The following is a 25,072-nucleotide window of genomic DNA, read 5'->3' on the forward strand; positions in this document are numbered from 1 at the left end:
GCCGCCTACGCGTCGATACGCGAGCGGTCCAGCGTCGCCGCGGAGTTCGTGATGAACTCCTTGCGCGGCGCGACCTCGTTGCCCATGAGCAGGTCGAAGACCCGCTCGGCGCTGTCCAGGTCGTTCATGCTGATCCGCCGCAGGGTGCGGTGCCTGGGGTCCATCGTCGTCTCCGCGAGCTGGTCGGCGTCCATCTCGCCGAGACCCTTGTAGCGCTGGATGGAGTCCTTGTACCGGACGTTCTTGCGCTCGAAGTCGAGCAGCGTCTCGCGCAGCTCACGGTCCGAGTACGTGTAGACGTACTTGTCCTGCCCCTTCTTCGGCTGGCTCAGCTCGATGCGGTGCAGGGGCGGAACGGCCGCGAAGACCCGGCCCGCCTCGACCATCGGGCGCATGTAGCGCTGGAAGAGCGTGAGCAGGAGGCAGCGGATGTGCGCCCCGTCCACATCGGCGTCCACGAGCAGGATGATCTTGCCGTAGCGCGCCGCGTCGAGGTCGAAGGTGCGCCCCGAGCCAGCTCCTATGACCTGGATGATCGCCCCGCACTCGGCGTTCTTGAGCATGTCCGAGACCGAGGACTTCTGCACGTTGAGGATCTTGCCCCGGATGGGCAGCAGCGCCTGGAACTCGGAGTTGCGCGCGAGCTTCGCGGTGCCGAGCGCGGAGTCGCCCTCCACGATGAACAGCTCGCTGCGGTCCACGTCGTCGCTGCGGCAGTCGGCGAGCTTCGCGGGCAGCGAGGAGGACTCCAGCGCCGTCTTCCTGCGCTGCGCCTCCTTGTGCTGACGTGCGGCGATGCGGGTGCGGGCGGCGGCGACGACCTTGTCGAGCACCGCGCGCGCCTGCGCCTTCGCGTCGCGCTTGGTCGAGGTCAGGAACGCCTTCAGCTCCTTGGCCACGACGTTCGCGACGATGCGGTTGGCGGCCGAGGTGCCCAGCACCTCCTTGGTCTGCCCCTCGAACTGCGGCTCGGCCAGACGCACCGTGACGACGGCCGTGAGGCCCTCCAGGGCGTCGTCCTTGACGACGTCGTCCTCGGCGACCCGCAGCAGCTTGGCGCCGCGCAGGACGTCGTTGACCGTACGGGTGACGGCCCGCTCGAAACCGGTGACGTGGGTGCCGCCCTTGGGGGTCGCGATGATGTTCACGAAGGAGCGCACCGTGGTCTCGTACCCGGTGCCCCAGCGCAGGGCCACGTCCACGCCGAGGTCGCGGACGACCTCCGTGGGGGTCATCTGCCCGTGCTCGTCGAGGACAGGCACGGTCTCCTTGAAGGTGCCCTGCCCGCTCAGCCGCAGCACGTCGCAGACGGCCTTGTCGCGGGCGAGGTACTCGCAGAACTCGCTGATCCCGCCGTCGTAGCGGAAGGACTCCTCGCCCTTGGCACCGCCCTCGCCGAGGCCGTACTCGTCGCGGACGACGAGGGTGAGTCCCGGTACGAGGAACGCGGTCTGGCGGGCCCGCTGGTGCAGGGTCTCCAGCGAGAGCTTCGCGTCCTTGAGGAAGATCTGCCGGTCCGCCCAGTAGCGGACCCTGGTGCCGGTGCGGGTCTTGGGGATGCGCTTGACCCTGCGCAGCCCCGTCGTGGGCTCGAAGGCGCCGTCGGGGCCCGTACCCTTGAACTGGCCGGGGACCCCCCGCCGGAAGCTCGTGGCGTGCACCGAGCCGCCCCGGTCCACCTCGATGTCCAGACGCGCCGAGAGCGCGTTGACGACCGAGGCGCCGACGCCGTGCAGGCCGCCGGAGGCCGCGTACGAGCCGCCGCCGAACTTCCCGCCGGCGTGCAGCTTGGTCATGACGACCTCGACCCCGGAGAGGCCGGTCTTGGGCTCGACGTCCACGGGGATGCCGCGCCCGTTGTCCCGCACCTCCACGGAGCCGTCCGCGTGCAGGGTCACGTCGATGTGGTCGCAGTACCCGCCAAGAGCTTCGTCGACGGAGTTGTCGATGATCTCCCACAGGCAGTGCATGAGACCGCGGCTGTCGGTCGACCCGATGTACATACCGGGCCGCTTGCGCACCGCTTCCAGGCCCTCCAGGACGAGCAGGTGCCGCGCGGTGTAGTTGGAGTCGTCGCGATCTGCTCCTGCCAGCAGAGCTGTCGACGACACGGATGTATCGGCGGTCACGCGGTTCGCTCCTCGCTGAATTTTCTTCTGGGGCCTATTGGCTCAACGTCCCGTCCGGGACGCCGCTCAGAGGGTACCGAGGCCAGGTAGAGCCGCTGTGACGCCACCCTCGCTTCAAACCCACCCTAGTGCAGAATCACACACCCGTTCGAACACGGAAGGCGGTGACTCTCATGTCACGTTCCCTTCCACGCATGAACCATCTAGGCTCCGGGCACGTCCTCATGCACAGACCGGCAATCCAGCCGGGAGGATGTGACCTTGCACACCACGCGAAACCGTAAAGCACGCACGCTGTAATACGGCACATTCGCCGCCAACCGGCAACAGACAGCCACCCTCGAAGTTTTTTCGCGAGAAAGGCCGCGAGCGGGAACGTTTTCGGCCTGGTTGGATGTTGACCCTGGTACGACAGCTCGTCGAGCTAGAGAAGAGGCGACGTGACTACTGTTCTGACACCCGCGAGCCAGCTGACGGCCGCTGACCGCTGCGACCGGTGCGGCGCCCAGGCCTACCTGCGCGTTGTGCTGACCAGCGGCGGTGAACTGCTCTTCTGCGCTCACCATGGGCGCAAGTTCGAGCCGGAACTCAAGAAGATCGCCGCTGAGATACAGGACGAGACCGATCGCCTGACAGCTCCCAGCACGGCGAGCGACGAGGAGCACTGAGCCTCCGGGTCGCATCCACCTACGACGAGCCGGCACCGGTGTGAGCCGGTGGAACGGGCGGGCCTCCACTGGGAGACCCGCCCGTTTTCGTATGCCCGCGCACTCCGTAGGCGGCCACCGCCCCTCGCTCCTGCGGCCGCGGTACGGGGCCGGGCGGCGCCCGCAGATGCCCGCCTGCGGCCGGGACCGCCCTCAGGACCGCCCGGAGGGCGTCCGACAGGCCCTCGGGCCCGCCGGACGACGGAGGGGAAGCCCCCGGGCGCCCAAGGGGGCTCAGCGCTCGCGCAGCCCCTCGGTGTCCGCCACGGCGGAAATGCGCGTGTAGACCCCCGGGTTTCCCGCCTCGGCGCAGCCACTGCCCCAGGAGACGAGTCCGATCAGCTTGCCCCCGGCCACGAGCGGACCACCACTGTCACCCTGGCAGGCGTCCTTGCCGCCCTCGCGCTCGCCCGCGCAGAGCATCGTGTCGGCGTCGTAGGCGCCGCCCCCACTGCCCGGGTAGGCACTGCCGCAGTCGCTGTCCGGGAGGACCTGGACATCGGCGGCGTGCAGCGTCCGGGCGTACGAGCCGCGTCCCGTCGTGTCCCCCCAGCCGTAGACCTGGGCGCGGGTCCCGGCCCGGTAGCCGGGGTCTCCCGAAAGGGCGAGCGGCAGGACGTGGCTCTCCGGCTGGGCGTCCGCCAGGGTCAGTGTCGCCACGTCGCCGGAATTGCTGTCCGGGTCGTAGTCCGGATTGATCCAGGTCTTCGTGACACGGGCCTCCGTGCCCGCCTGCCCCGAGAGGTCGTCGCGGCCGACGAGCACCCGCAGGTCCTTGAGGCGGCTCAGAGGGACGCCGAGAACCTTCCCGCTGAGGCAGTGGGCCGCCGTGGCGACCGTACGAGGCCCGACGAGCACCCCGCCGCAGTACTGGCCCGAGCGCTCCGCCCCGAAGCGGCTGCGGCTGGACAGGGCCACCGCCCAGGGGTGATCGGCCACCGCCACCTGCTTGCCCCCGACGATCACTCCGTCGGCGGCCGCGGGTCCTGGGACGAGGACGGGGCTGAGCGCAGCGGCGGCGAGCACTCCCGCGCTCACCCGGGTGCGAAGTCCGCGAAGCGGCATACCGTACTCCTTCACTCTGGGTACCGAACTCGCACTCAGCGTGATTCAGCCACCCGAAGAGCGCACGCCCAGGCGTGGCCGTTCGCGCAACCGGCCCAACGCGCGCGACGCGTCCGCGCACGCCGAAGGCCCCGCAGGCCGGAACCGGTGGGGCCTTCGCGGAGCTGGACCTGCGGCCCGCTGCGGGGCCGGTGGATCAGTCCAAGTAGTCGCGCAGCACCTGGGAGCGTGAGGGGTGCCGCAGCTTGGACATCGTCTTCGACTCGATCTGGCGGATGCGCTCGCGCGTCACGCCGTAGACCTTGCCGATCTCGTCGAGGGTCTTCGGCTGACCGTCGGTGAGACCGAAACGCATCGAGACGACGCCCGCCTCGCGCTCCGACAAGGTGTCCAGAACGGAGTGCAGCTGCTCCTGGAGCAGCGTGAAGCTCACGGCGTCCGCCGGGACGACGGCCTCGGAGTCCTCGATGAGGTCACCGAACTCGCTGTCGCCGTCCTCGCCGAGGGGGGTGTGCAGCGAGATGGGCTCGCGACCGTACTTCTGGACCTCGATGACCTTCTCGGGGGTCATGTCGAGTTCCTTGGCCAGCTCCTCCGGGGTGGGCTCGCGGCCCAGGTCCTGGAGCATCTGCCGCTGGACGCGGGCGAGCTTGTTGATGACCTCGACCATGTGCACCGGGATACGGATGGTGCGGGCCTGGTCCGCCATGGCGCGCGTGATGGCCTGGCGAATCCACCAGGTCGCGTACGTGGAGAACTTGTAGCCCTTGGTGTAGTCGAACTTCTCGACCGCGCGGATCAGACCGAGGTTCCCCTCCTGGATCAGGTCCAGGAAGAGCATTCCGCGACCGGTGTAGCGCTTGGCCAGGGAGACCACGAGGCGGAGGTTCGCCTCCAGGAGGTGGTTCTTGGCGCGGCCGCCGTCCTCGGCGATGATCTCCAGCTCACGCTGGAGCTTCGGCGCCAGCTTGTCGCTGTTGGCGAGCTTGTCCTCGGCGAAGAGACCGGCCTCGATGCGCTTGGCCAGCTCGACCTCCTGCTCCGCGTTGAGGAGCGGGACCTTGCCGATCTGCTTGAGGTAGTCCTTGACCGGGTCGGCCGTGGCACCGGCGGCGGCCACCTGCTGCGCCGGGGCGTCGTCCTCGTCGTCGTCGGACAGGACGAAACCCTGGCTCTCGCCACCGGCGGCCGGCTCGGCGGCCTCCTCGCCCTTGCCCGGCGTCTCCTCGGTGCTCTCTTCGTCGAGGAGCTCGTCCGACTTCTTCCCGGCCTTCTTCGCGGTGGTCTTCTTGGCCGTCGTCTTCTTGGCGGCGGTCTTGCGCGCCGTCGTCTTCTTCGCAGCGGGCTTCTTCTCGGCGGTCTCGTCCTCGACCGCCACCGCGGTGGCGGCGGAAGGAGCGGCCACTGTGGCCGCCGCGGTCTTCTTGACCGCCGCCTTCGTGGCCACCGTCTTCGTCGCGGTGCGCTTCGCCGGACTCTTCGCTGCGACGCTCTTGCGGGTGCGCTTGGGCTCCGCGGCACTGACCATCAGCGTCACACCCTCTTCCTCGAGGATTTGGTTGAGGCTGCGCAGTACGTTCTTCCACTGAGTGGCCGGAATCTGGTCAGCTTCGAAGGCCCGACGCACATCGTCACCGGCGATCTGCCCATTAGCCTTTCCCCGCTCGATGAGCGCCATGACAGACACAGACTCGGCGATCTCCGGCGGGAGCGTACGGGATGTGCTGGCCGACACGAACAACCTCTCGGAACGTTGGAAAACGGCTTCCGGCTCTCGCCTCGGGGGCGGGAACCGACGACCGTCGGCGGGTATGACCGACGACGCGGGCGGGCGCCGCGGGGACCACAGCACCGGAACCAGTGGCCGTATTCCCCTGAGCGACTCTCACCTCTTAGGTCATCGCGCTGTACCCGGGAGCGTTACGCGCAATCTGCGTGGCCCGAGTCACATACCCAAAGGACACAAGGAGGTACATAGACGAGCATATGCGCTCGGCAAACGATCCAGAGTGGTCGGTTGTGGGCAGGAGCGGAGGCGGGGGTGGGGAGGGGAGCCGGAGGCGGGGAGCCGGAGGCGGGGAGGGGAGCCGGAAGCGGGGAGGGGAGCCGGAAGCGGGCGGGGAAGAGCGCAGGAGACGGGTGGGGTGCAGGGGTGAGGCCGGGGGCGGATGGCGTGGACACCGCTTCGGGGGTGCGTGCGCAAGCCGAGAGGCCGGGGGCCAAGACGGCCGGGCTCCAGGGGTCGTCGTTCCCTGCGAGCCGTGTGCGTGCGTGAGGGCGGAGCGCGGGATCGGGGGTCGGGAGACGCGCGCCGTCGGGCTGCCAATCGGGTGGGACGGCGGAAACGGCCGGGAGGCGGGCGAGGCGACCGAGAGCGGTCGTACCGCACAGCGGCATGGCAAGGGGGCGAATGCGATGGGGCGGTGGGGCGACGGGGGTCGGGGCTCAGGGCTCGGGCGGGGGGGGCGGCCGGGGCAGGCCCTCGGGTGGGGGGCGACCGAGGCTTGGCGGGTGGGCGCCTGGGCGACGGGACGGCCGGGCGTGAACGAGGCCGGGGGCGCCGAGCGCCCTTGGCGACCGGGTACGAACTGCCCGGCCCAGCGCTCCCCGCTCCCCACTTCCCCCTTACGTCTCTCCGCTCCCCGCCCACCTTGGCCCGGGGCCCCTCCTCCACCGCGGAGAGGGGCCCCGGGCCAAGGTGGGCGCGCGACTAGTGCTGCTCGCGGGGCCCCGGCACGACACGCTCGCCCTCGGGGTGAACGGTGAGCAGCTGGCGCATCGCAGTCTCGGCGCCACCGCCGTCTCCGGAAGCCAGGGCGTCGACGATGCGGGCGTGGTGGGCCACGGACGCCTCGTTGGGACGTTCGCAACCCATCGCGGGACCGCCCGACACGTGCAGGGCCGCGCTGACGATCCCGGACAGGTGCTCCAGCATCCGGTTGCCACCGATCTGGATCAACAAGGAGTGGAACTCGGCATCCGCTCGGGAGAACGTGATGCCGTCCCCCTGCCCGAGCGCGTGCCCCATGATCTCGACCATGTCGACAAGTCGCTGCTGCACGTCCTCACGGCCGTGCCCGGCGGCGAGACGCGCGGCGAGGGGTTCGATGCTCCAACGCAGTTCATTGAGCTCCCGGCGCTGATCATCACGCTGGGGCCCGTAGGCGCGCCACTCGATGATGTCGGGATCAAGCAGGTTCCAGTCACTGACCGGACGGACCCGCGTTCCCACATTGGGGCGGGCGCTGACCAGTCCCTTGGCCTCCAGAACGCGCAGGGATTCCCGCACGACGGTACGGGACACCTCGAAACGCTGGCCGATCTCCTCGGGAACGAGGGGGCGGTCCGCCCCCAGGTCGCCGGAGACGATCATCTGGCCGAGCTGCTGAACGAGTTGGCCGTGGAGGCCGCGACCCCGGCCGGCACCGCCGCGTCGCGGCACCCGGCCGAGTTCTGGCTCCGCGGCACCCCAGGAAGGAACTCCGATCCTGTCCTGGGCGGCCTCGGCATAGGGGTAGCGGTCGATGTCGCCCGGGCCGGCGAGGCCGGAGTCGGCGGAACGGGCGGCGGTCATCATGGTGTGCGCAACGGTACTCACAAAAGCTTTGTCGGCGCTCTCCTCAACGGCCTTGAGTTCTTTGGTGAAAAGCACACGAAAGGGTGATCGCTTACCGTTGGCCAATTGACGCTTTATCGGAAATTACCGAGCAACGGTCGGGGAGTTGCGCGCGCTTCCCCTCACCTTCCCCCCACAGAAGGCTTCTTGCGGTACGGTGCCCGCCCTTCGGGCACCACGACGACACCGCGACGCTCAACACAGCCGCTCCCCGCCTGATTTCGGGCCCCTCTCAGCCCCTCGCAAGATCACGCAAAGAAACCACCCGAGAAGAAAACCCTGTTCGGAAGCACCGGGCGCTACTCTCCGTAAAAACCGTACTGTTGTGCGCGCCACAGACAAACTGCCGTGCGCCCCCACCGGCAGGCGGGGCGCGGAGACGTTCCGTCAGATCTCCGGACGCAGCATGGGCGGATTCAACAGAGTTGCGCCTCCGGCGCGGAAAAGCTGCGCCGGCCTGCCCCCCTGCCGGGTCGTCGTACCACCGGCGGGGACGAGAAAACCTGGCGTCCCTGTCACCTTGCGATGAAAATTCCGGGGGTCGAGCACCACCCCCCAGACCGCTTCGTAGACCCGGCGAAGTTCACCGACCGTGAATTCCGTGGGGCAGAAAGCGGTGGCGAGCGAGGAATACTCGATCTTCGAGCGCGCGCGCTCGATCCCGTCGGAGAGAATGCGCGCGTGATCGAAGGCGAGCGGCAGCAGTTGTTCGTCGTCACGTCCCGCGCTCTCCTCCCCCAGAAGCCGCTCAACGGGTGCCCACCTGGCACCGCTCGCGTCACCGCCAGCGATGGGCGAGGGCAGGTCGGGGGCGAGCGCGAGGTGGGCCACGCTCACCACTCGCATTCTCGGATCGCGCTCCGGATCGCCGTAGGTGGCGAGCTGTTCCAGGTGCGCGCCGTGCCGCTCCTCGCCGGAGGCCCCCACCGCGTCCCCGTCGTGCGCGCGCAGGCCGGTCTCTTCTTCCAGCTCGCGTCCTGCCGCGGACGCAAGGTCCTCGCCAGGACGGACGAACCCCCCGGGCAAGGCCCATTGCCCTTGGTACGGGGCCTCCCCGCGGCGGACGAGGAGCGCCCGCAACCCGTTGTGCCGCACCGTGAGCACCACGAGATCCACGGTGACAGCGAAGGCTGGGAAGTCGGAGGGGTCATAGGGAGACATGCGGCTGATCATAGTCGTCTACCTGACGATAAGCACGTCGTTCGTCGAAGCCCACGCCAGCACAGCCGTCTGAACGGCCCCTTCCGTCCCCAGCTATGAGGCCGTGGCCCAACAGCAGGTTCCTGCCCGTCACGCGAAACGATCTCGCACAACCTCAAGCCGCTCCGGCACAGGCCCACACCATCCGGCGCTCTTGGCCACCCCGAGTCAGCTCAGTACTGCCGCGCGCCCCCTGCCCCGAAGCGGCTGCGGAGCCCGGCGCCAACTCAGCCGCCGCCCCTGCAGGTCCCGAAGCTCGACACCTCGCAGCTTCGAGCTCCTGAAACCGGTCTCGCGTGGCCGCGAACCGTCGCTCCCGAGTCGGCATCGGGAGCGACGGCCGCGAACCGCGCCCTCACGCCCGCAACTGCAGACGCTCGGGCGCCTCCTCCACCATCGCGAGCCCCAGCCGGGTGACTCGCGCGGAGAAGCTTTCCCCGGCTACACCGAGTCCGGTGAGCCCCAGCTCACCGAGCGGAGCACCGCGCACCGGACGCAGCGCGACGGACCCTTCTGGAACATCCGGGCGGATACCCACGAGCCCCGCGATCACGTGCACGCCGGCAGCGGCGGCCACAGCGGCCGGGCGGCAGGCAGCAGGATGCGGCCACGGCCGGCTTCCCTCCGTCCGTTGCTCGCCCGCGAACATTTCCGGCAGGCGGTACTCGAAGGTCTCGGCCGCCGCGAGCAACCCGCGCAGCAAAGCGTGGGACTCCTTCTCGTGGCCGGCAGCGGCGAGACCCGTCACGGCGATCGCCGTCTCGTGGACACGCACGGCCCCGCCCCGGTGCCCGAAGGGGCTGTACCCGTGCTCCTTCGCGCCGAGGCTCCGCAGCCCCCAGCCGCTGTCCATGACCGGGGAACCGAGCAGCCGTGCCACCTGCCCCGTCCGCGTCGAGTCGAGCAAGGAGGGCGCCAGTTGGCCAGCCGCGCCCAGACCGGTGTCGAGCAGGTGCGCCACCGCGCTGCCCAGCTGTGGCACCGGCCGCCTCGTGGCGTCGAGCGCGGCCGGTGGACGGCCTCCGCTCGGATCGTCGCACCAGAAGTCCGCCCGGAACCGGTCGGCGAATTCCGCCGCCCAGTCGCGGAGTTCCTCGCCTCCGGGCCGGTTGAGCCCGTCCCGGAGTCCCGCTCCGAGAAGAGCGGCGCGATAGGCGTGTGCCTGTGTCTCCACACGCGCCATGCCGCCGGTCTCCCGGTCCCGCACGTAGACGTGCCGCTCCGTCTCGCGCCGCAGCCACCCGAGGCAGGACTCGGCAGCCGGGGCGAGTTCGTCCACGACGGAGGCGTCGAGCCCCCACCTCCACGCCTCGGCCAGCAGAGCCGGGAAGAGCAGAGTCGCCTCGGCACTCGTACTTCCCGGCGGCAGGTGAGGACCGGCATCGCGCAAAGGGCCGGGGATACGGCCTTGTTCAGCCCCCTGCAAAACCTGCGTACGGGCCACGGCCCGCAAGGTCCCCGCCGCGAGGCGGGTACCGAGAGGCAGGGCCATGCGCGCGGCGGCCAGCGCCTCCGCGGGGGCGAGGCCGCAGCGCCAGGGCGCCCCCGCCGCGAGGTACGCCTCCCCCGCCTCTCCCGGCTCCCGCGCCAGCAGCGCGTTGAGATCACCGAGGGAGGCCCGCAGGAGAGCGGCGGCCCGGGGATCGTCCCCTGCGGCGTCCGCCGCCGTGAAGACCGGCGTTCCTCCACGTGCCACCGAGCGCGCGCCGCCCAGCAGTTCCGGCCTCAATCGCAGCTCGATGGATCGTCTGCCGCCGGCCGGAATCTCCAGCTCCCAGCGGAGCGATCCCGATGCGGCCACGACGTCGGCGGGAGGCGGCTCAGCGGTGAGCGCGACCTTCCCCGCAGGGGACGACCACTGCAAGCCGGCACCGTGCACGGAGGCCCGCAGGACCGGAATTCTGTGTCCGGCGGCCACGGCACCGAGGTCGGCGAGATCGCAGCCCAGGGTGAGTTCGACCACGAGCCGCAACGTGCTCGCCGTCGTGCTCCGCAGAATGATGCGCTCGCTGCCCTCGGCGTGCCGCTCACGTTCGACCAGCAGATCCGGGTCGGGCCCAGGCCCTCCCAGCCCACGCAGCACTCCCACGAACCGCGTGCGGTCCGCCCCCACCGCGCGCGCCTCCACCGGCAGGGGGTCCCGCCCCGCGATCCGGAGCCGGCACAGCGACAGCAGTCTCTTCCCCGCGGAGTAGAAGCCCTCCAGCCCCTGCCCGGTCAACTGCCCGTGCTCGGCGGAAATTGCCAGCCCCGGCAGCGAGACGGCGGTCAACGTCCGGTGCGTCGCGGGCGGTTCCGCAAGAGGAAGGCTCCCGCTGCCGCGCGCCGGACCGGGTACGGGCACCGATCTGTCCGGTGCCGCTCGGTACTCGCGACCACCGGGCCGTGGTGCGGTCAAGGACATCAGGGAGCTTCTTCCGCGTGCCGATCGGGAGGAGGGGGCGGGCCGGTGGGCAGGCCCCCGGCGACTCCGCCACCGAATGAACGCCGGAAGAGGGCTACGGGTCACGGGCGCCGGGCCACTTGCCCCGACATTCCTCCGCCTCTCCGCCACGCGCCTGCCCCGATCCGCTCTCCGTTCCGGCTCCCGCCCAGATCTGCCGAGCAGTTGTCCCGCGAGAGGGGCCGTTCCACGTCCGCGCGTTTTCTCCCTCCTCGCCCCCGGCACCTCCCAGCTACCCCGCGCCGCCCGCAGGTTCGGAACCACCACCACGGCGCGAACAGCGCGCTTCCGCCTCCTGTACGGACGCAGGCGTCTCTACAAGCCCACCCCCGTTGCCCGCCTCCGGGCCGGCCGGAAGTTGTTCCTGACCGGCATTCGCAGAACCAGTCCTGCTGTCTGTCCCGCTCCCCTGCCTCTGAGCGCGCCTACAAGCCTCCTGACTACCCGGCCGTGCACCCGTCGCGAGAACCACGGAGCCCTCCTGCCCCACACTCGGGACAGTCCCCTGGCCCTCGCGTACCTCCACGTTCTGCGCAGAGCTCTCCCGAACAGGCAGCACCGGGCTAGATCCACTGCGGGCCACCGGTGAATCACCCACGTGTGAATCGCCCATGTTCGAAGGCGCCGCGCGGTCCGTCCGATGCGTCACCGGTCGTACCGCCGCCCTGACCGGAATGACGGCGTCCGAGGCATCGGATTCCGGATGCGGGAGCCCAGCGAGCGGAAAGCGATCGGAGGCAGCCCGACGACCACGCACATCAATCAACTCGTTCTCCCCTTCGTGCCTCTCGCGGTCCGCTTCCCTCTCGTTCGCTCGCGTGCTCTCACGTCCAGGAGGCGATGCGGCGACGCGCCGCCGCGCTCGTGCGTACGCCGTCCTCCCCGCGTCGTCCCCCGTCCCGTTGGTCTTGCCACTGCTGGGCCGCGCCTGTGCGGGGCCGCCCGGGCGCCTGGTGTCACGCCGCCGCGTCGACGGACGCGCCGTCGGACCCGTACGAGCGGAGACGCCAGAACGGGAAGCAGCGGAACGGGAGGCTGAACCCGTACGAGATGCCGAGCGCACGCGGCGTCGCCCGTCGCCGGTCCCGGGCTCGGCCACCTCTCCTTCCGGGGCGCCCTCCGATGCTCCCGCTGCGCTCCGGGACACTCCGGCTTCCTGTTCACTCGTGGCCCCTCGTCCCGCCCCGTCGGCAGCGGAGCCGGTACGTGCCGACGCAGGACGAGCGGACGAACGGTGCGCGGTCGGCCGCCTCGGGGAGCCGCAGAGGCGCTGCCGAATCTCCTCGGGCTCCACTCCCTTGTCGAACGCCTGGTCCAGCAGCGCCGCGAAGACGTAGTGGGGGTCTACCGCGAGCGCGAGATGCAGGGACAGCCGTGCCTCGCTCTCTTCGCCTTGCGACCAGGCCGTCCAGCCCGCCAGCGACAGCGGTGCTGCCGCGTGCTCCTTGTACGAGAGCACACACCGGCGCGCGAGCGCGCGCCACAAGCGAAGGGCGGCGTCGGGGAACGCGAGGAAACTCGCCGCCTCGTCCCTGGCCTCCCTGTCCTGGAGACCGATGACGAGCCGCGCGGCCTCTTCGTGGGTAAGTGCCGCGTCGTCCGCGAGGTCGGCTTTGAGCCGGTCCGAAGGGACGGGGACGGTTGCGAATCGTGTCAGCACGTTGTCGAGCAACCCGATCGTGCCCCTGCGGATCTTGAGCACGTTCTCCCTGCCGCCGAGGATCTGCGGGAGAAGGTCGAGGGCGATCCGGTCGAGTACCCGCTCCTGTTCTCGCGCGGCGGCGGTGCTCCAGGGCAGGAGCCTGCTCTCCAGACGCGCCGCGGGGAGGGGAGCCGGCGTTCCCTCGTACACAGAGGTCGCGGCGAGAACAGAGCTGCCGACGGGCAGCAGGGCGACACCCGACTGTTCCTGGTCCGCGAGCGGGGTCACGTAGGACCAGGACCGACCGGTGGAGACACAGAGTGCTTCGACCACAGGTACATCGAGACTGCCGCAGGCGACGCGGATGTGCTGGGCGAGGGGACGCAGTCCCTCGCGCACCTCGGCGGCTCCGGGCTGCGGGACGGTGCCGGGCCTCGCCTCGTGCGGCTCCTGGAACAGGAAAGCGATGACACCATCGGGCAGGGATTCATCGCACCGCCTGCGCAGGAGAGCCGTCGCTCCGGAACCGCGACCGCGCCCGGGAGAACCGAGGAGCATCGTGGCCACCCGCTCGGCGGCCTGCGGCCACCGCGTCGGATCAGCGGGGATGCGGAGCGCCGTGCGCCGGCCGAGCCGGCCCCACTCGCCGTGCAACGCGAGGAGGACGACGCTGTTGCCCGGCACGTAGCCCAGCAGGTACGGGAGGGAATCGGCCAGGTCAGCGATGGATTTCAGCGAGATCGCCTGTCGTCCCGGAAAGGCCTTCCCGAAGGGCTCCGCGTCGGGCAGGGAGGCGGAGGGGCCGGCGCCGACAGCCGCCAAAGACCGGGGGTCTTCCCCGTCACGCGAGGAGTCGTTCTCGGGTGAGCGTCGTTGCACGGGGACGCCGGTGTCCCGGGCCGGTGACACCGGGCGGTCTCCCCCTGAACGTTGCGCGGGAATCACGGCGTCGGGCTTTCCCTCTGCCCCGGGGCGGCTGGGCGGCTGGCAGGCACGGGAGGATTCGGCGGCAGAGCTGGGCGGCGAATTATCGGCGCACGCGGAGGGCGGATTCTCAACGGAAGCGACGGCGGGGTTGTCCGTGGACACAGAGGACTGGTCCCGTCGCGAGCGAGTGGCGCCTTCCCCAGCCGTGTCGGGTGAAGGAACCTGAGCGGGCGCTGAAGGCCGGCATCCAGCCGGGTCGGAGCGGGGCGGGGGCGACACATCCGCCGTGCGCGGGACGCTCGACATCTTTTCGGTAGGCGGGTCGGAGGTCTCTCCCACAGGCGGCGCGGTGCGCTCTTCGGCGAAAGCGATGGGCGGCTGCTCGTGGGTAGGGACGACGGGTTGCTCGGGCGAGGGGGCTGCGCGGTGCTGCGTAGAGCGGAGGGCGGCCGAATCGGATTTCTCGTTGCGGTGGGTCATGGAGAGCACTGTGCACGGAAAGCGAATTCCCCGCTTGCCCGCCTGTGGATAACTAGTTGCATTGCTTTTTTTCGCACAACCCCTTATCGGATTAAACAGATCAGCCCGCACGCGCTCATCCGATGATCTCCCGGAGGGCTGGTTATCCACAGCCCGCGCAGCCCTCGTTCGCCGGTTGTCGGTCTCATCAGGTTGCATGGGGGCATGAACGACGAAGACCTCCGTCCCACCGCCGACGCGATCCTCGCCCAACTCGTGGGGGACGCCAGTGGCCGTGCCCGGCTGCGAGAGGACCAGTGGCAGGCCATCGAAGCCCTGGTCGTGCACCACCGCAGGGCCCTGGTCGTGCAGCGCACGGGCTGGGGCAAGTCCGCCGTGTACTTCGTGGCCACGGCGCTCATCCGGCGGCGCGGTGGCGGGCCGACCGTCATCGTCTCTCCGCTGCTCGCGCTCATGCGCAATCAGGTGGAGGCGGCGGCTGCGGCGGGGATCAAGGCGCGCACCATCAATTCGGCGAACCGCGAGGAGTGGGACGCCGTGCAGGAGGAGATCCGCGCCGGGGAGGTCGACGTGCTCCTCGTGAGCCCGGAACGCCTCAACCATCCCGCCTTCCGTGACGAGGTCCTTCCGAGTCTCACCGCGGCGACGGGCTTGCTCGTGGTCGACGAGGCGCACTGCATCTCCGACTGGGGGCACGACTTCCGTCCGGACTACCGTCGGCTGCGCACCATGCTCGCCGACCTGCCGGCCGGGGTCCCGGTGCTGGCCACCACGGCGACGGCGAACGCCCGGGTGACCGCCGACGTGGCGGAACAGTTCGGGACCGGCGGGGCCGCGGACGGCGCGCTCGTCCTGCGGGGTCCCCTCGACCGCGAGAGCCTCAGTCTGGGCGTGCTGCGCCTTCCCGGCGCCGCTCACCGCCTGGCCTGGCTCGCGGATCACCTGGAGGAGCTGCCGGGCTCGGGAATCATCTACACGCTGACCGTCGCCACGGCCGACGAGGTGGCCGCGTATCTGCGCCAGCGGGGTCACGAAGTAACCGCCTACACCGGGCGTACGGAGAACGCGGACCGGCTGGAGGCCGAGCAGGCTCTCCTCGCGAACCGCGTGAAGGCGCTCGTGGCGACCTCGGCACTCGGCATGGGCTTCGACAAGCCCGACCTCGGCTTCGTGGTCCATCTCGGCGCGCCGTCCTCGCCCATCGCCTACTACCAGCAGGTGGGCCGTGCGGGCCGCGGGGTGGAGCACGCCGAGGTACTGCTGCTGCCGGGCAAGGAGGACGAGGCGATCTGGAAGTACTTCTCGTCTCTGGCGTTCCCGCCCGAAGAACAGGTCAGGCGCACCCTCGATGTCCTGGCGGGTTCCGCCCGGCCCATGTCGACCCAGGCCCTCGAACCTCTCGTGGATCTGCGGCGCACCAGGCTGGAAGCCATGCTGAAAGTGCTCGACGTGGATGGGGCTGTCAAAAAGGAGAAGGGTGGCTGGACCGCCACCGGGCGGCCGTGGGTCTACGACGCGGAGCGGTACGCCTGGGTGGCCGGGCAGCGGGCGCTGGAGCAGCAATCGATGCGGGATTACGTGGCGAGTACCGGATGCCGGATGGAGTTTCTGCGTCGCGCGCTCGACGACGAGGCCGCCGCGCCGTGTGGCCGCTGCGACAACTGCGCCGGCCCGCGATTCGGTACGGAGGTGTCCCCGGTCGCGCTCACCTCCGCGCACGGCGAACTGGAGCGCCCCGGAGTCGATGTGGAGCCGCGCCGTATGTGGCCGACGGGGCTGAGTGCCGTCGGCGTATCTCTCAAGGGACGCATTCCGGCCTCGCAGCGGGCCGAGACCGGCCGGGCACTCGGCAGGCTCTCGGACATCGGCTGGGGCAACAGGCTCCGTCCGCTCCTCGGCCCCGACGCGAAGGACGCACCGGTACCCGACGACGTGCTCCAAGCGACGGTGGCGGTGCTCGCCGACTGGGCCAAGGGACCGGGCGGGTGGGCCTCGGGAGACAAGGACGCCCTCACGCGGCCTGCCGGAGTGGTCACACTTCCCTCCCGGACTCACCCCGAGCTGGTGGATTCGCTGGGCGCCCGTGTCGCCCGGATCGGTCAACTGCCCTTCCTCGGCGGACTCGTCCTGCGCGAGGACGCCGAGCCCGGGCGAGCGCACCGGGGGAACAGCGCGCAGCGGCTCCTCTCACTGCGCGGAACTCTCGCGGTGCCCGCCCCGCTCGCCGAGGCCCTGACGGAGCATCCCGGCCCCGTCCTTCTCGTGGACGACTTCACGGACTCCGGCTGGACGATCGCCGTGGCGGCGGGCCTGCTCAAGGACGCGGGCGCGAAGGAGGTGCTGCCGCTGGTACTCGCGGTTCAGGGCTGAGGCCGGGAGGCAACGGTTCGCGAGCGTTGGCCGACGGCTCCCAAGAACTGGATGGCAGCAGCACTCATCGGGCGTGGGAGACGTACCGCATGGCGGACAGCCGCAGGTTGAGCGGGCGGACAGGAGAGGGGGAAATAGGGAATGCATCGTCAGATATGGGTGCGGCTTGACGAATGCTCGTTGCCGCAGCCCTCTCGGCGTACGAGAATTGAAGTCGCTCCCCGTACGGCGATTCCGGCTCCGGTGCTGCCGTCCGGTGGTGCGCTCTCCCACGTCCCGATTCCGCCCGCAGCGCGGGCGCGTAGCCGAAGGGAGGACCGTGACCTTCGGATTCGCTCCGTCCGCCGCGTCGAGGAAGACGCCACCGCCCCCGTCCACCACCCCCTCGCCGTTGGTGCCGGTTCCTTCCCTGCCTGCCGAGCCGGCCAGCTCTCCACCCCGTGCGATCGGTCCGCAGGAGTGGACCGCCGCCAACGTGCCCCTGCTCGGCAATCCGCGCGAGGTCGTGACCGGACTGTACGAACGTCACAGCCCAGCGGCCGGGACCGTGGTGGTGGGAGTGCTCGACCCGGACGAGCGGCTGCGGGCGAGCGCGTCCTTCACTCGCCGCCCCGGCGACTCCGACGGCTGGGTCTTCCGCAATACGCTGCTGGCCCAGCTGCGCAGGGTCATCCCCCACGACCTTCGCCGCCGGGTACCGGTACGCACGGCCGTGTTGCTGCACTGCCGGGAGGGCGAGTCGCGCTGGACAGCGGAGGACGGCGCCTGGATGTGGGGGCTGCGAGACGCCTGCACACTGCACGGCCTGCGCTGCGGAGCGTACGTGACACTCACCGGCGCGGGCTGGCAAATTCTCGGGGAGGGACGTGGTGGCCGCCATCCCCGGCTCGGCTCCCGTACGACCTTGTTCGTACCTGCTGCGGACGAGGTTCCCACCCGCCCGGGGCAGTTGGGGCCGTTGCCGGAGCAACGGGTCGAGAGCGCGGAGCGCTTGGCGCCCGGCGACGAAATGCCGGAGCAGCGCGCCGGACGCGGGGGTTCGCTCACGGAGCGGGCAGCCGGGCTGCTGTCGCGGCCGATCGACACGCCGCGGGAGCAGTGGCCGCGTACCGCCGCACGCTGACAGCGAGGTCCTCGCCGCCGTGCGGGTTCCGTACGGGAACGGGGGACGGTGGTGACGGGCTCCGCTCCGCCCGGCCGGTGACGGCCGGGCGGGGGCGGTGTCGGTCAGACGCCCGCGCCCAGCACCGCGTTGACGCGCTGCGGGTCGCCGCAGACGATCAGCAGGGTGTTGGCGCGTTCACGGGCGAAGGGCAGGACCGTGGCCACGGTGCTTTCCGCGCCACCGTTGAGGGCCACGACGACGACCGGACGGGCGGCGACGCGAGCGACGTGGGCGGTGTCGACGTAGAAGACGTCGTCACCGGCGTCCTGCTGAGCCCAGTAGGCGGCTTCGCCGAACGACAACTCGTGGACGGTCCACGGGTGCGCTTCCCCTGTGGTCAGCACCAGCACTTCGCCGGGCGCGCGGCCCGAGTCGAGGAGCAGGTCCACCGCCTCTTCGGCTGCGTCGAGCGCGCCGTCGGAGGGAGAAGGGATGAGCTGGATCTGCGCGGCGGCCGGGGCCGGGGGCTTCGGCTGCTGCTCGCGCTGGGCCGAAGCCGTGCGCGGGGGCCCCGGGCGGGCGGGGCGAGGCGGCGCCGCGGGACGCGGGCCGGGTACGGGGCGGGGGGTCTGGGCGCTGCGGCTTGGGGCCGTGGTGGCGCTGGGACCCTGGGCACTCTCGGGAATCTGAGGCTCCTCGGGACTGAGAGGCATGACATGGCTGGTGAACTGTTCGCCGGGGTCCGCCCCGGCGACGCTGCCCGTACGGGCGACCGAACGATCAGAACTCGAAACCGAGCTGTCCTTCGATCGCCGCCGGGCTCCCGTCCGTCCGGGCACGCACCTTCTTCAGATGCCGCCACCGCGGCATCGCGTCGAGGTACGACCAGGAAAGGCGGTGATACGGGGTCGGACCCCGTTCCGCCAGGGCCGTCTTGTGCGCCGGCGAAGGGTATCCGGCGTTGGCGGCGAAGGCGAAGTCTTCGTGTTGGGCACCGAGTTCGGCCATCAGGCGGTCACGGGCGACCTTGGCGAGTACGGACGCGGCGGCGACCGACACGCAGGACTGGTCCCCCTTGATCACCGTGCGGACGTTCCACGGTGCTCCGAGGTAGTCGTGGTTGCCGTCGAGGATCACCCAGTCGGGACGTACCGGGAGCCCGTCGAGTGCGCGGACGGCGGCGAGCCGCAGGGCGGCCGTCATACCGAGCGCGTCGATCTCCTCCGGCGAGGCGTGCCCGAGCGAGTGGGCGGTGACCCACTTCTCCAGCTCCACGACGAGCGCGGCACGTCGTTTGGGAGTGAGGAGTTTGGAGTCGGTCAGCCCCTCGGGGGCCCGCCGCAGACCGGTGACGGCGGCACAGACCGAGACGGGCCCGGCCCAGGCCCCGCGTCCCACTTCATCGATGCCCGCCACGACCTTGGCTCCGGTCGTGGCGCGGAGCGAGCGCTCGACGCTGTGGGTGGGTGCTTCGTACGGCATAGCGGATGACAGCGTACGCGCCCTTCATCCGGTACGAAACCCCGGCTCCCCTCCGCCGCCGTAATGAGACCTAGCGGAGACCTGACCCCGGCGGAGCAGCCTCGTCGGCGTGCTCCTCGCAGGCTGGTTCGGCCCAGCCGGGCAGGGGTTCGGTCTGCCGGTGCCAGGCGCGCGGTGGGACACCGGAGGGGCTCGCCGCGACGATCCCGCCGACGATGGCGCAGGTCGTGTCGATGTCCCCGCCCGCGCGGGCGGTCGTCCAGAACGCGCGCTCGAAGTCACCGAGCGAACGGGCGGCGGCCCAGAGGGTGAAGGGCACGGTGTCCTGGGCCGTCGTGCGGCGACCGCAGCCGAGGACGGCGGCGACGGTCGCGACGTCGTCGTAGTCGAGCATCGACGCGGCTCGGCGGATGCCGAGTTCCACGGCGCTGCGCGGTACGAGCGCGAGCACGGCGTCGAGCAGTGCGGCGGGCTCCGGCGGGGTGGTTCCCGAAGCCGCGACGAGGGCGGCCGTCACCGCCACGGCCACGGCTCCCGCGATCCCCTCGGGGTGCTGATGAGTGGGACGAGCGGACAGCACGGCCTGCCGGGCGGCTTCGCGCGGGTCGTCGGCGTACCAGGCTCCGAGCGGGGCGACGCGCATGGCGGCGCCGTTGCCCCAGGAGCCTTGGCCGCGGAAGAGCCCGGTGGAGAGTTCCCGCCAGTCGCCTCCCTCGCGCACGAGGCGCAACAGCCGGTTGGCGCCCGGGCCGTAGCCGCGGTCGAAGTCGTGGTGGCGGGCGAAGGAGTGCGCGAGAACGTCCTCCTCGATCCGTCCCTCGCCGGCGAGGACGGTGACGACCGAGCACGCCATCTCGGTGTCGTCGGTCCATTGCCAGGGCCCCGCGGGGAGCTCCTCGGCAGCGAGATGGGACCGGTTGTCGGGGACGAAGAACTGCGAGCCGAGGGCGTCGCCGATCCGCAGGCCGCAGAGACTGGCGCGGGCGCGAGCGAGGCGTGCGGGAGCAGAGGGGGAAACGGGTGAAGGGATGCGTTCAGCGGTCATGACCGCTTCACCCTATCCAGTGACGCCTCGCGCGCCGAGAGAGAAGAAAGGATTTCTCTTCTCGGCCGCCAGCACGTTTCCGGGGAGGCTAGCTGGTGACTCCGTACGGCTCCGGCTCGCGCCATTTCGCGAAGGGACGGTCAAGGTGGTAGCGGCCGTCGGAGCCGAGTTCGAGGCAACGCGTCTCGCCGTTGTCCGGATTGGAGAGGGACTCGAATTCGGCCACCGTCCAGTGGAACCAGCGCATACAGAAGAGCCGCATGGTCAGTCCGTGCGTGACCAGGAGCACGTTCGGCGGGTGATCCGGGGCCTCGAAGCTGCGGAAAAGACTCTCCAGGAAGGCGCCGACCCGGTCGTACACGTCCGCGCCGGACTCACCCTGCGCGAAGCGGTAGAAGAAGTGCCCGTACGCGTCCCGGTACGCCTTCTGCAAGCGCACGTCGTCGCGGTCCTGCCAGTTTCCCCAGTCCTGCTCCCGCAGCCTCGGCTCCTCCCGGACCCGGACGTGCTCCGGGTCGAGGTGGAAGAGCCGCAGGGTCTCGTGCGTCCTGCGGTACGGGGAGACGTAGACGCTGACGCGTTCGTCGCCGAAGAGGCCGCGCAGCCTGTCCCCCGTGGCGAGGGCCTGGGCGCGCCCGGCGGCGGTCAGGCACAGGGCGTGGTCGGGTTCGCGTTCGTACACGCTGTCGTCGGCGTTGCCATCGGACTCACCGTGCCGGACCAGAACGATGCGTCGGGGTTGTGCCATGTCCTCCAGCCTAGGACGCACCGCGCGTGCAAGTGCGGCGGGGCAGGGTCCATCCGGAGCAGTGCCGAACGCGGGGAGGGGGAGGCGGGCGGGCTCAGACCGTCCAGGACGGTTCCAGACCGACCACGGCCCCGTCCAGGCCGAGCAGGTCCTCCTCCGCCTCGGCCCGGGTCGAGAGCCGGCGCAGCCCCTCGGGGCGGTACTTGCCCCGCTCGGCCGCGGACTGCCACATGGACAGGACCAGGAACTCGCTGCCGGGAGCTTCCGCGAAGAAGCCCCGTACCATCCCGGGCGAGCCGGCCATGGCCGGATTCCAGATGCGACGCTGGGCGAGGGTGAAGTGCTCGACCCGCTCGGGGCGTACGCGGGTGTGCGCGATCCGCACCAGGTCCACGTCGTGGAAGAGCGGTTCGAAGCCCGTCTTCACGTCGAAACGGTGGTCGAAGAGAGTGCTGCGCACCTGTGTGCAGCTGCCGGCCTGGGCGGCGGCCAGGCGGTCGTGGGCGCGTGCCATGAACGAGTCGTAGAAGGCCCGGCTCTCCCAGAAGCCGAAGATGTGGGCCTGCCCGGGGTTCTCGCGGCTCCACCCTCCCGCCTGCCCCTTGAATCCCCGCACGTCGGCGAGTTCCGCCCACCGGCGCTGACCTCGGTCGAACCGGTTCCGGTCGGCGACATCGCAGCGAATCCACTTCAGCAGCACCGCGCCATCGTACGGCGGTGGGACAGGTACCGGTCATCCTCCGCATCGGCCCCGACGTTCGTTCGGTTCTCGTGCCACCATGGACAACGAATATGGCCGACCGCTTGTCTGACGACCTGTCAGTACTGCGGTCGTGTCATCCGTCCCACGCGAAGGGAAGGCCCGATGGAGAGCTTGAGCAAAGGACTCGCGAAGATCGAGGTCGCCCTCAAATGGGACCCGAGTCCGCACGGTGCGCCCGCGATGGACCTGGACCTCGTCGCGGCGGTGTTCACCCTGAGCGACCCGCACGGGGTGCCCGCCTACGACGTGCACTTCGACCACCGCGCTCCGGACGGCACGATCGCTCTCAACCGTGACAGCCGCACGGGGCAGGGCCTGGGCTTCGACGAGATCATGGTTCTGGAGCTGAACCGGCTTTCCGAGGCGTACGGCAGGGTCGCGGTCGGCGTGGTGATCCAGCAGAACGGGGGCCACCGCACCTTCGCCGACGTGCACGAGCCCGGCATCCGGCTGCGCGAGGGCTACGACGAGCTCGGCCCGGTGGACTTCACGCCCCTGGCAGACGCCACCGGAGCCGTGGTGGCCGAGTTCTGGCGCGGCGAGGAGGGCACGTGGGAGTACCGCCCGACGGTGCGGGGGTACGACGCCGAACTCCCCGACTTCATGGCGTTGCTGAGCGGCAAGCCAGAGGCCCGCTGATCGGGTCGGCTCCGCGCACCGAGGCCGATCGGCCGGCGTATCGGCGGAGGCGGAGGCGGGGCCGGCACTCCCCACCTAGCGGTGGGAGGCGACCGGTCCTGCACTTTGGGAGCGCTCCCCAGCACACAAGAGGGGCGAAGACGCGCCGCGCCGAGCCGTGCGTTGCCTCAACGCCCGCTCCGTCACCCTTTCGAAGGAGGATTCGATCGCAGGACCGTTTCAGCGGATTTTTCGCTGGCAGGATTGCTCTCACGAGGCCCGCTGCGCCACTGCGGACGTTGAAACCTTCGCCGTGGACATGGCCTCGTACACCCCGGGAGGAGCCGGTCCGCCGACGCTTCTCCTCCCGGGGTCCTTGGTCCCGCACCGAGGTCGTCCCGACGCACGCCGGTGAGCCGACGCTCTCACTCAGGCGGAATCGGTACGGGCACACGGCCGAACTTCTCCTGGCACTCCCGCAGCCATGCGTGCCGGGGATCGGTCACGTACTCCAGGAAAAGCCGCAGCGCGAGCCGGTACGTGCTGATGGTGGAGAGCCCGATGGGACGCTGGGCGGTGCGGAGGTGGGCCGAGAGCAGGTGGTCGAGGAAGGCGTCCGCCTGTCCCGGTTCCCACTCCCAGGGATAGCGGTCGGTGTAGACCGCGAAGCGATAGACGAGGTCGAGTCGCGACTGGACGGTGTACGACGGCAGGGAGCCCGCCCGTTGCTGGCGTGTCCAGCCGTCCAGCATCGCTTCGAAAACCGGCTGGGCATGGGGGCTGTGGGCTGCACTGGTCACGACGCGCACAACGCGCGGGAGCGGGCGTGGTTACGCCCGGAAGGAGGAGCGACACGCAAAAGAAGACACCCGCAGGCGGCGCGCTGACCTGCTGGTCATACAAAGTGGCGGGCATCGGCGGGCGGGGGCGTTCCCCGGGGTTGCTGCGGACCCCGGGGGTCTTCCAGCCGCCCTATGTGGCGGGTGCCGTCCCGGGTGGCGAAATGAGCACAGGAGTGAGGCACGGGACCGGACCTTCCCCGGTACAGCGCCACGTCCGGGCAGGCGGGCGAGCGAGCGGTGGCCTCGCCGGCGCTGCCCTGCCCGATCGGCCTTTCGCCCGCTCCCTCCCGCAGCCGGTCAATGCCTCGTACGTCGATACCCGCGCAGGGTTACGGCAAGCGAGGACCGGGCCACCGTCCGGCCAACGGTGGTGCGCGCTTTCCCCGAGGTGCGATGCCCCGCACCCCCGAGTGGCCTCGGACGGTCCAGCGCCGACCGTCAGCGGGCCACCGGTCGTGGCAGGAAATGCGGCAGCTCACAGCACGCAGGAGGGGGCCGTCCCGGCGGCACGGCCCCCTCACTGCTCAGCTCATTCCTACCCGCGTGCGTGCTCGCCCGCGTGTCACATCGCAGGCGATCCTCCCGGCGCATCGCTCCGGAGGCGGGTGCGCACCTTCGGCCGGTGCGTGTTGCGACCGGCGTACCGGCGGAGGGCACTGCTTCCTGGCATGCGCTACTCCTCGGTATTCGGCTCTTGATCGGGGAACGCACGCAGCCTCAGCTGTGGTGCCCGGTGGTCGGCGAGCCATCGCATCCGGTTGTCATTCAGGACGAGCCCGACACGTGCGACCCGGGTCCACTGTTCACGGTCGAGCACCTCACGATAGGTCGTCAGGAGCAATTCCTGCTGCGCCGCGGTGCATCCCACGGTCTCTGGAGGCTTTGTCGTCAGGTGCTGGGCGAGCGCCGCGATCGTGAAATAGCGCTCGATCGTCGGGCGGAGCAGCCCCGCATGGCGAGCGTGGGCTTCCAGGACCACTCCTGAATGGGGGTAATTGGCGAGGGTGAGTCCCATCCCCCCGCAATCGCTCATGAGGTGGAGCAGTCGACCGGTGTTTTCCACCATCTCGCTGTCATTGTCCAGCTCTGCAAGCGCCTCATGGAGTCTGGCGACTGCGGCGACCTTGCCGGCGAAGTACGCGTTGAGGAAATCGCCGTCACAGGCCCTGCGCAGCAGCCATCGCCGTGCAGCCGGGTCGTCGAGTCGGCAGAGAGCTTCGACGACATAGACCCGGCCCCAGCCAGTAACTCTCTCGGCGAGCCAGATCAGGGCTTCGACTCCACCTGCCTGCCGCTCCAAGGCGTGCGCCGCCAGCGGCCCGAAGTGATCGGAGAGGAGCCCGATGGTCTGCACCAGTGGGGTGTCGTCAGCGGTTGCCACAACGGCGAGCAGGGCGAGCCCGACGGTCACTGAACAACGATCGGTGCCGTGCCGGACGAGCCAGCGGCCCGTTTGACGAGCGCGTGCAGAGTCCACCCGCGAAGCGGCTGCGGCAATGTGCTCGTTCTGGTGAATCGGGACGTAGAGGTCGTGAAAAGCGTCGGCCAGTTCGCTGGGCTGGGCAGCGGCCCTCGCGAAATGCGCATCCAGAATGAGCGCAATTTCCGTGCCGGCCGAGTACCGGTCTTCGGGTGCCTCCGGGCCTCGGCGAGCGTGCGACGCGTCGTCGGGGAAGGGATACCCGTCGCGCGGAAGCCGTTCATTCGGGGCTTGTCGATGCAGCCGCAGCGCGTGGTCGAACAGTGTTGTTGGTGATCCGGGCAGTGCCGTCCCGGTCGTCCTGCTCATCGGCGGACGGAGGACTCGATTCTCTTGATCATGGCCCGGAGCCTGTCACGAGACCGATCGCCACCACGAGCCCTCGACGCGGCGGCGGCGACGTGACGCCT

At 70.4% G+C, this 25,072-nt stretch carries 18 protein-coding genes; 4 read left to right on the plus strand and 14 right to left on the minus strand.

Annotated elements, in window-relative coordinates:
- Positions 1–5: 5 nt before the first annotated feature.
- Positions 6–2,129: a DNA gyrase/topoisomerase IV subunit B gene (locus SSBG_RS05670; RefSeq protein ID WP_008745244.1), complete on the minus strand. Its 2,124-nt coding sequence runs from the start codon at positions 2,127–2,129 to the stop codon at positions 6–8.
- A 440-nt stretch (positions 2,130–2,569) separates the two neighbouring features.
- On the opposite strand from SSBG_RS05670, the gene SSBG_RS05675 reads away from it, so the two are divergent.
- Entirely contained in the window at positions 2,570–2,797 is a 228-nt protein-coding gene (locus SSBG_RS05675) for a DUF7455 domain-containing protein (RefSeq protein ID WP_008745245.1), read from the plus strand.
- A gap of 273 nt (positions 2,798–3,070) precedes the next feature.
- On the opposite strand, the gene SSBG_RS05680 is transcribed toward SSBG_RS05675, so the two are convergent.
- The 6 genes from SSBG_RS05680 to SSBG_RS05705 form a co-directional block, all read right to left on the minus strand.
- Positions 3,071–3,901, minus strand: coding sequence for a S1 family peptidase (locus SSBG_RS05680; protein WP_008745246.1), 831 nt, complete (start codon positions 3,899–3,901; stop codon positions 3,071–3,073).
- Between the two features lie 196 nt (positions 3,902–4,097).
- Positions 4,098–5,642, minus strand: coding sequence for an RNA polymerase sigma factor (locus tag SSBG_RS05685; protein WP_078491222.1), 1,545 nt, complete (start codon positions 5,640–5,642; stop codon positions 4,098–4,100).
- Between the two features lie 969 nt (positions 5,643–6,611).
- On the minus strand, positions 6,612–7,499 hold the full coding sequence (locus SSBG_RS05690; protein WP_008745248.1) for a FadR/GntR family transcriptional regulator: 888 nt from the start codon (positions 7,497–7,499) through the stop codon (positions 6,612–6,614).
- A gap of 405 nt (positions 7,500–7,904) precedes the next feature.
- Positions 7,905–8,678 carry an NUDIX hydrolase gene (locus SSBG_RS05695; RefSeq protein WP_037871151.1) on the minus strand — a complete coding sequence of 258 codons (774 nt, stop codon included), beginning with the start codon at positions 8,676–8,678 and terminating at the stop codon, positions 7,905–7,907.
- A gap of 394 nt (positions 8,679–9,072) precedes the next feature.
- Positions 9,073–10,989, minus strand: coding sequence for a glycogen debranching N-terminal domain-containing protein (locus SSBG_RS05700; protein ID WP_037869027.1), 1,917 nt, complete (start codon positions 10,987–10,989; stop codon positions 9,073–9,075).
- Between the two features lie 403 nt (positions 10,990–11,392).
- Positions 11,393–13,624: a DUF4192 domain-containing protein gene (locus SSBG_RS05705; RefSeq protein ID WP_008745252.1), complete on the minus strand. Its 2,232-nt coding sequence runs from the start codon at positions 13,622–13,624 to the stop codon at positions 11,393–11,395.
- Between the two features lie 789 nt (positions 13,625–14,413).
- On the opposite strand from SSBG_RS05705, the gene SSBG_RS05710 reads away from it, so the two are divergent.
- A complete protein-coding gene (locus SSBG_RS05710) occupies positions 14,414–16,579 on the plus strand; it encodes a RecQ family ATP-dependent DNA helicase (RefSeq protein ID WP_008745253.1) in 2,166 nt (721 codons plus the stop codon).
- Positions 16,580–16,898: 319 nt separating this feature from the next.
- A complete protein-coding gene (locus tag SSBG_RS05715; protein ID WP_420790263.1) occupies positions 16,899–17,702 on the plus strand; it encodes a hypothetical protein in 804 nt (267 codons plus the stop codon).
- 104 nt (positions 17,703–17,806) lie between these two features.
- Here the strand turns inward: SSBG_RS05715 and SSBG_RS05720 are convergent, their stop codons facing one another.
- The 5 genes from SSBG_RS05720 to SSBG_RS05740 form a co-directional block, all read right to left on the minus strand.
- The gene (locus SSBG_RS05720; protein WP_008745256.1) at positions 17,807–18,397 is read right to left on the minus strand and encodes a hypothetical protein; all 591 of its coding nucleotides are present in this window, start codon (positions 18,395–18,397) and stop codon (positions 17,807–17,809) included.
- Between the two features lie 67 nt (positions 18,398–18,464).
- The gene (locus SSBG_RS05725; protein WP_008745257.1) at positions 18,465–19,166 is read right to left on the minus strand and encodes a ribonuclease HII; all 702 of its coding nucleotides are present in this window, start codon (positions 19,164–19,166) and stop codon (positions 18,465–18,467) included.
- Between the two features lie 70 nt (positions 19,167–19,236).
- The gene (locus SSBG_RS05730) at positions 19,237–20,211 is read right to left on the minus strand and encodes an ADP-ribosylglycohydrolase family protein (RefSeq protein WP_008745258.1); all 975 of its coding nucleotides are present in this window, start codon (positions 20,209–20,211) and stop codon (positions 19,237–19,239) included.
- An 88-nt stretch (positions 20,212–20,299) separates the two neighbouring features.
- Positions 20,300–20,959 (minus strand): histidine phosphatase family protein, encoded by a 660-nt coding sequence (locus SSBG_RS05735; RefSeq protein ID WP_008745259.1) that lies wholly within the window; start codon positions 20,957–20,959, stop codon positions 20,300–20,302.
- Positions 20,960–21,053: 94 nt separating this feature from the next.
- The gene (locus SSBG_RS05740) at positions 21,054–21,659 is read right to left on the minus strand and encodes a YdbC family protein (RefSeq protein ID WP_008745260.1); all 606 of its coding nucleotides are present in this window, start codon (positions 21,657–21,659) and stop codon (positions 21,054–21,056) included.
- 165 nt (positions 21,660–21,824) lie between these two features.
- Here SSBG_RS05740 and SSBG_RS05745 point away from each other — a divergent pair, with 165 nt between their 5' ends.
- Positions 21,825–22,361 carry a TerD family protein gene (locus SSBG_RS05745; RefSeq protein WP_008745261.1) on the plus strand — a complete coding sequence of 179 codons (537 nt, stop codon included), beginning with the start codon at positions 21,825–21,827 and terminating at the stop codon, positions 22,359–22,361.
- Between the two features lie 404 nt (positions 22,362–22,765).
- On the opposite strand, the gene SSBG_RS05750 is transcribed toward SSBG_RS05745, so the two are convergent.
- Together SSBG_RS05750 and SSBG_RS05755 are read right to left on the minus strand one after the other, a co-directional pair.
- Positions 22,766–23,140 (minus strand): integrase, encoded by a 375-nt coding sequence (locus SSBG_RS05750; protein WP_234010389.1) that lies wholly within the window; start codon positions 23,138–23,140, stop codon positions 22,766–22,768.
- Between the two features lie 715 nt (positions 23,141–23,855).
- Entirely contained in the window at positions 23,856–24,971 is a 1,116-nt protein-coding gene (locus tag SSBG_RS05755) for a hypothetical protein (RefSeq protein WP_008745263.1), read from the minus strand.
- Positions 24,972–25,072: the final 101 nt, after the last annotated feature.

Source organism: Streptomyces sp. SPB074, from assembly GCF_000154905.1.
Classification (GTDB): Bacteria; Actinomycetota; Actinomycetes; order Streptomycetales; family Streptomycetaceae; genus Streptomyces.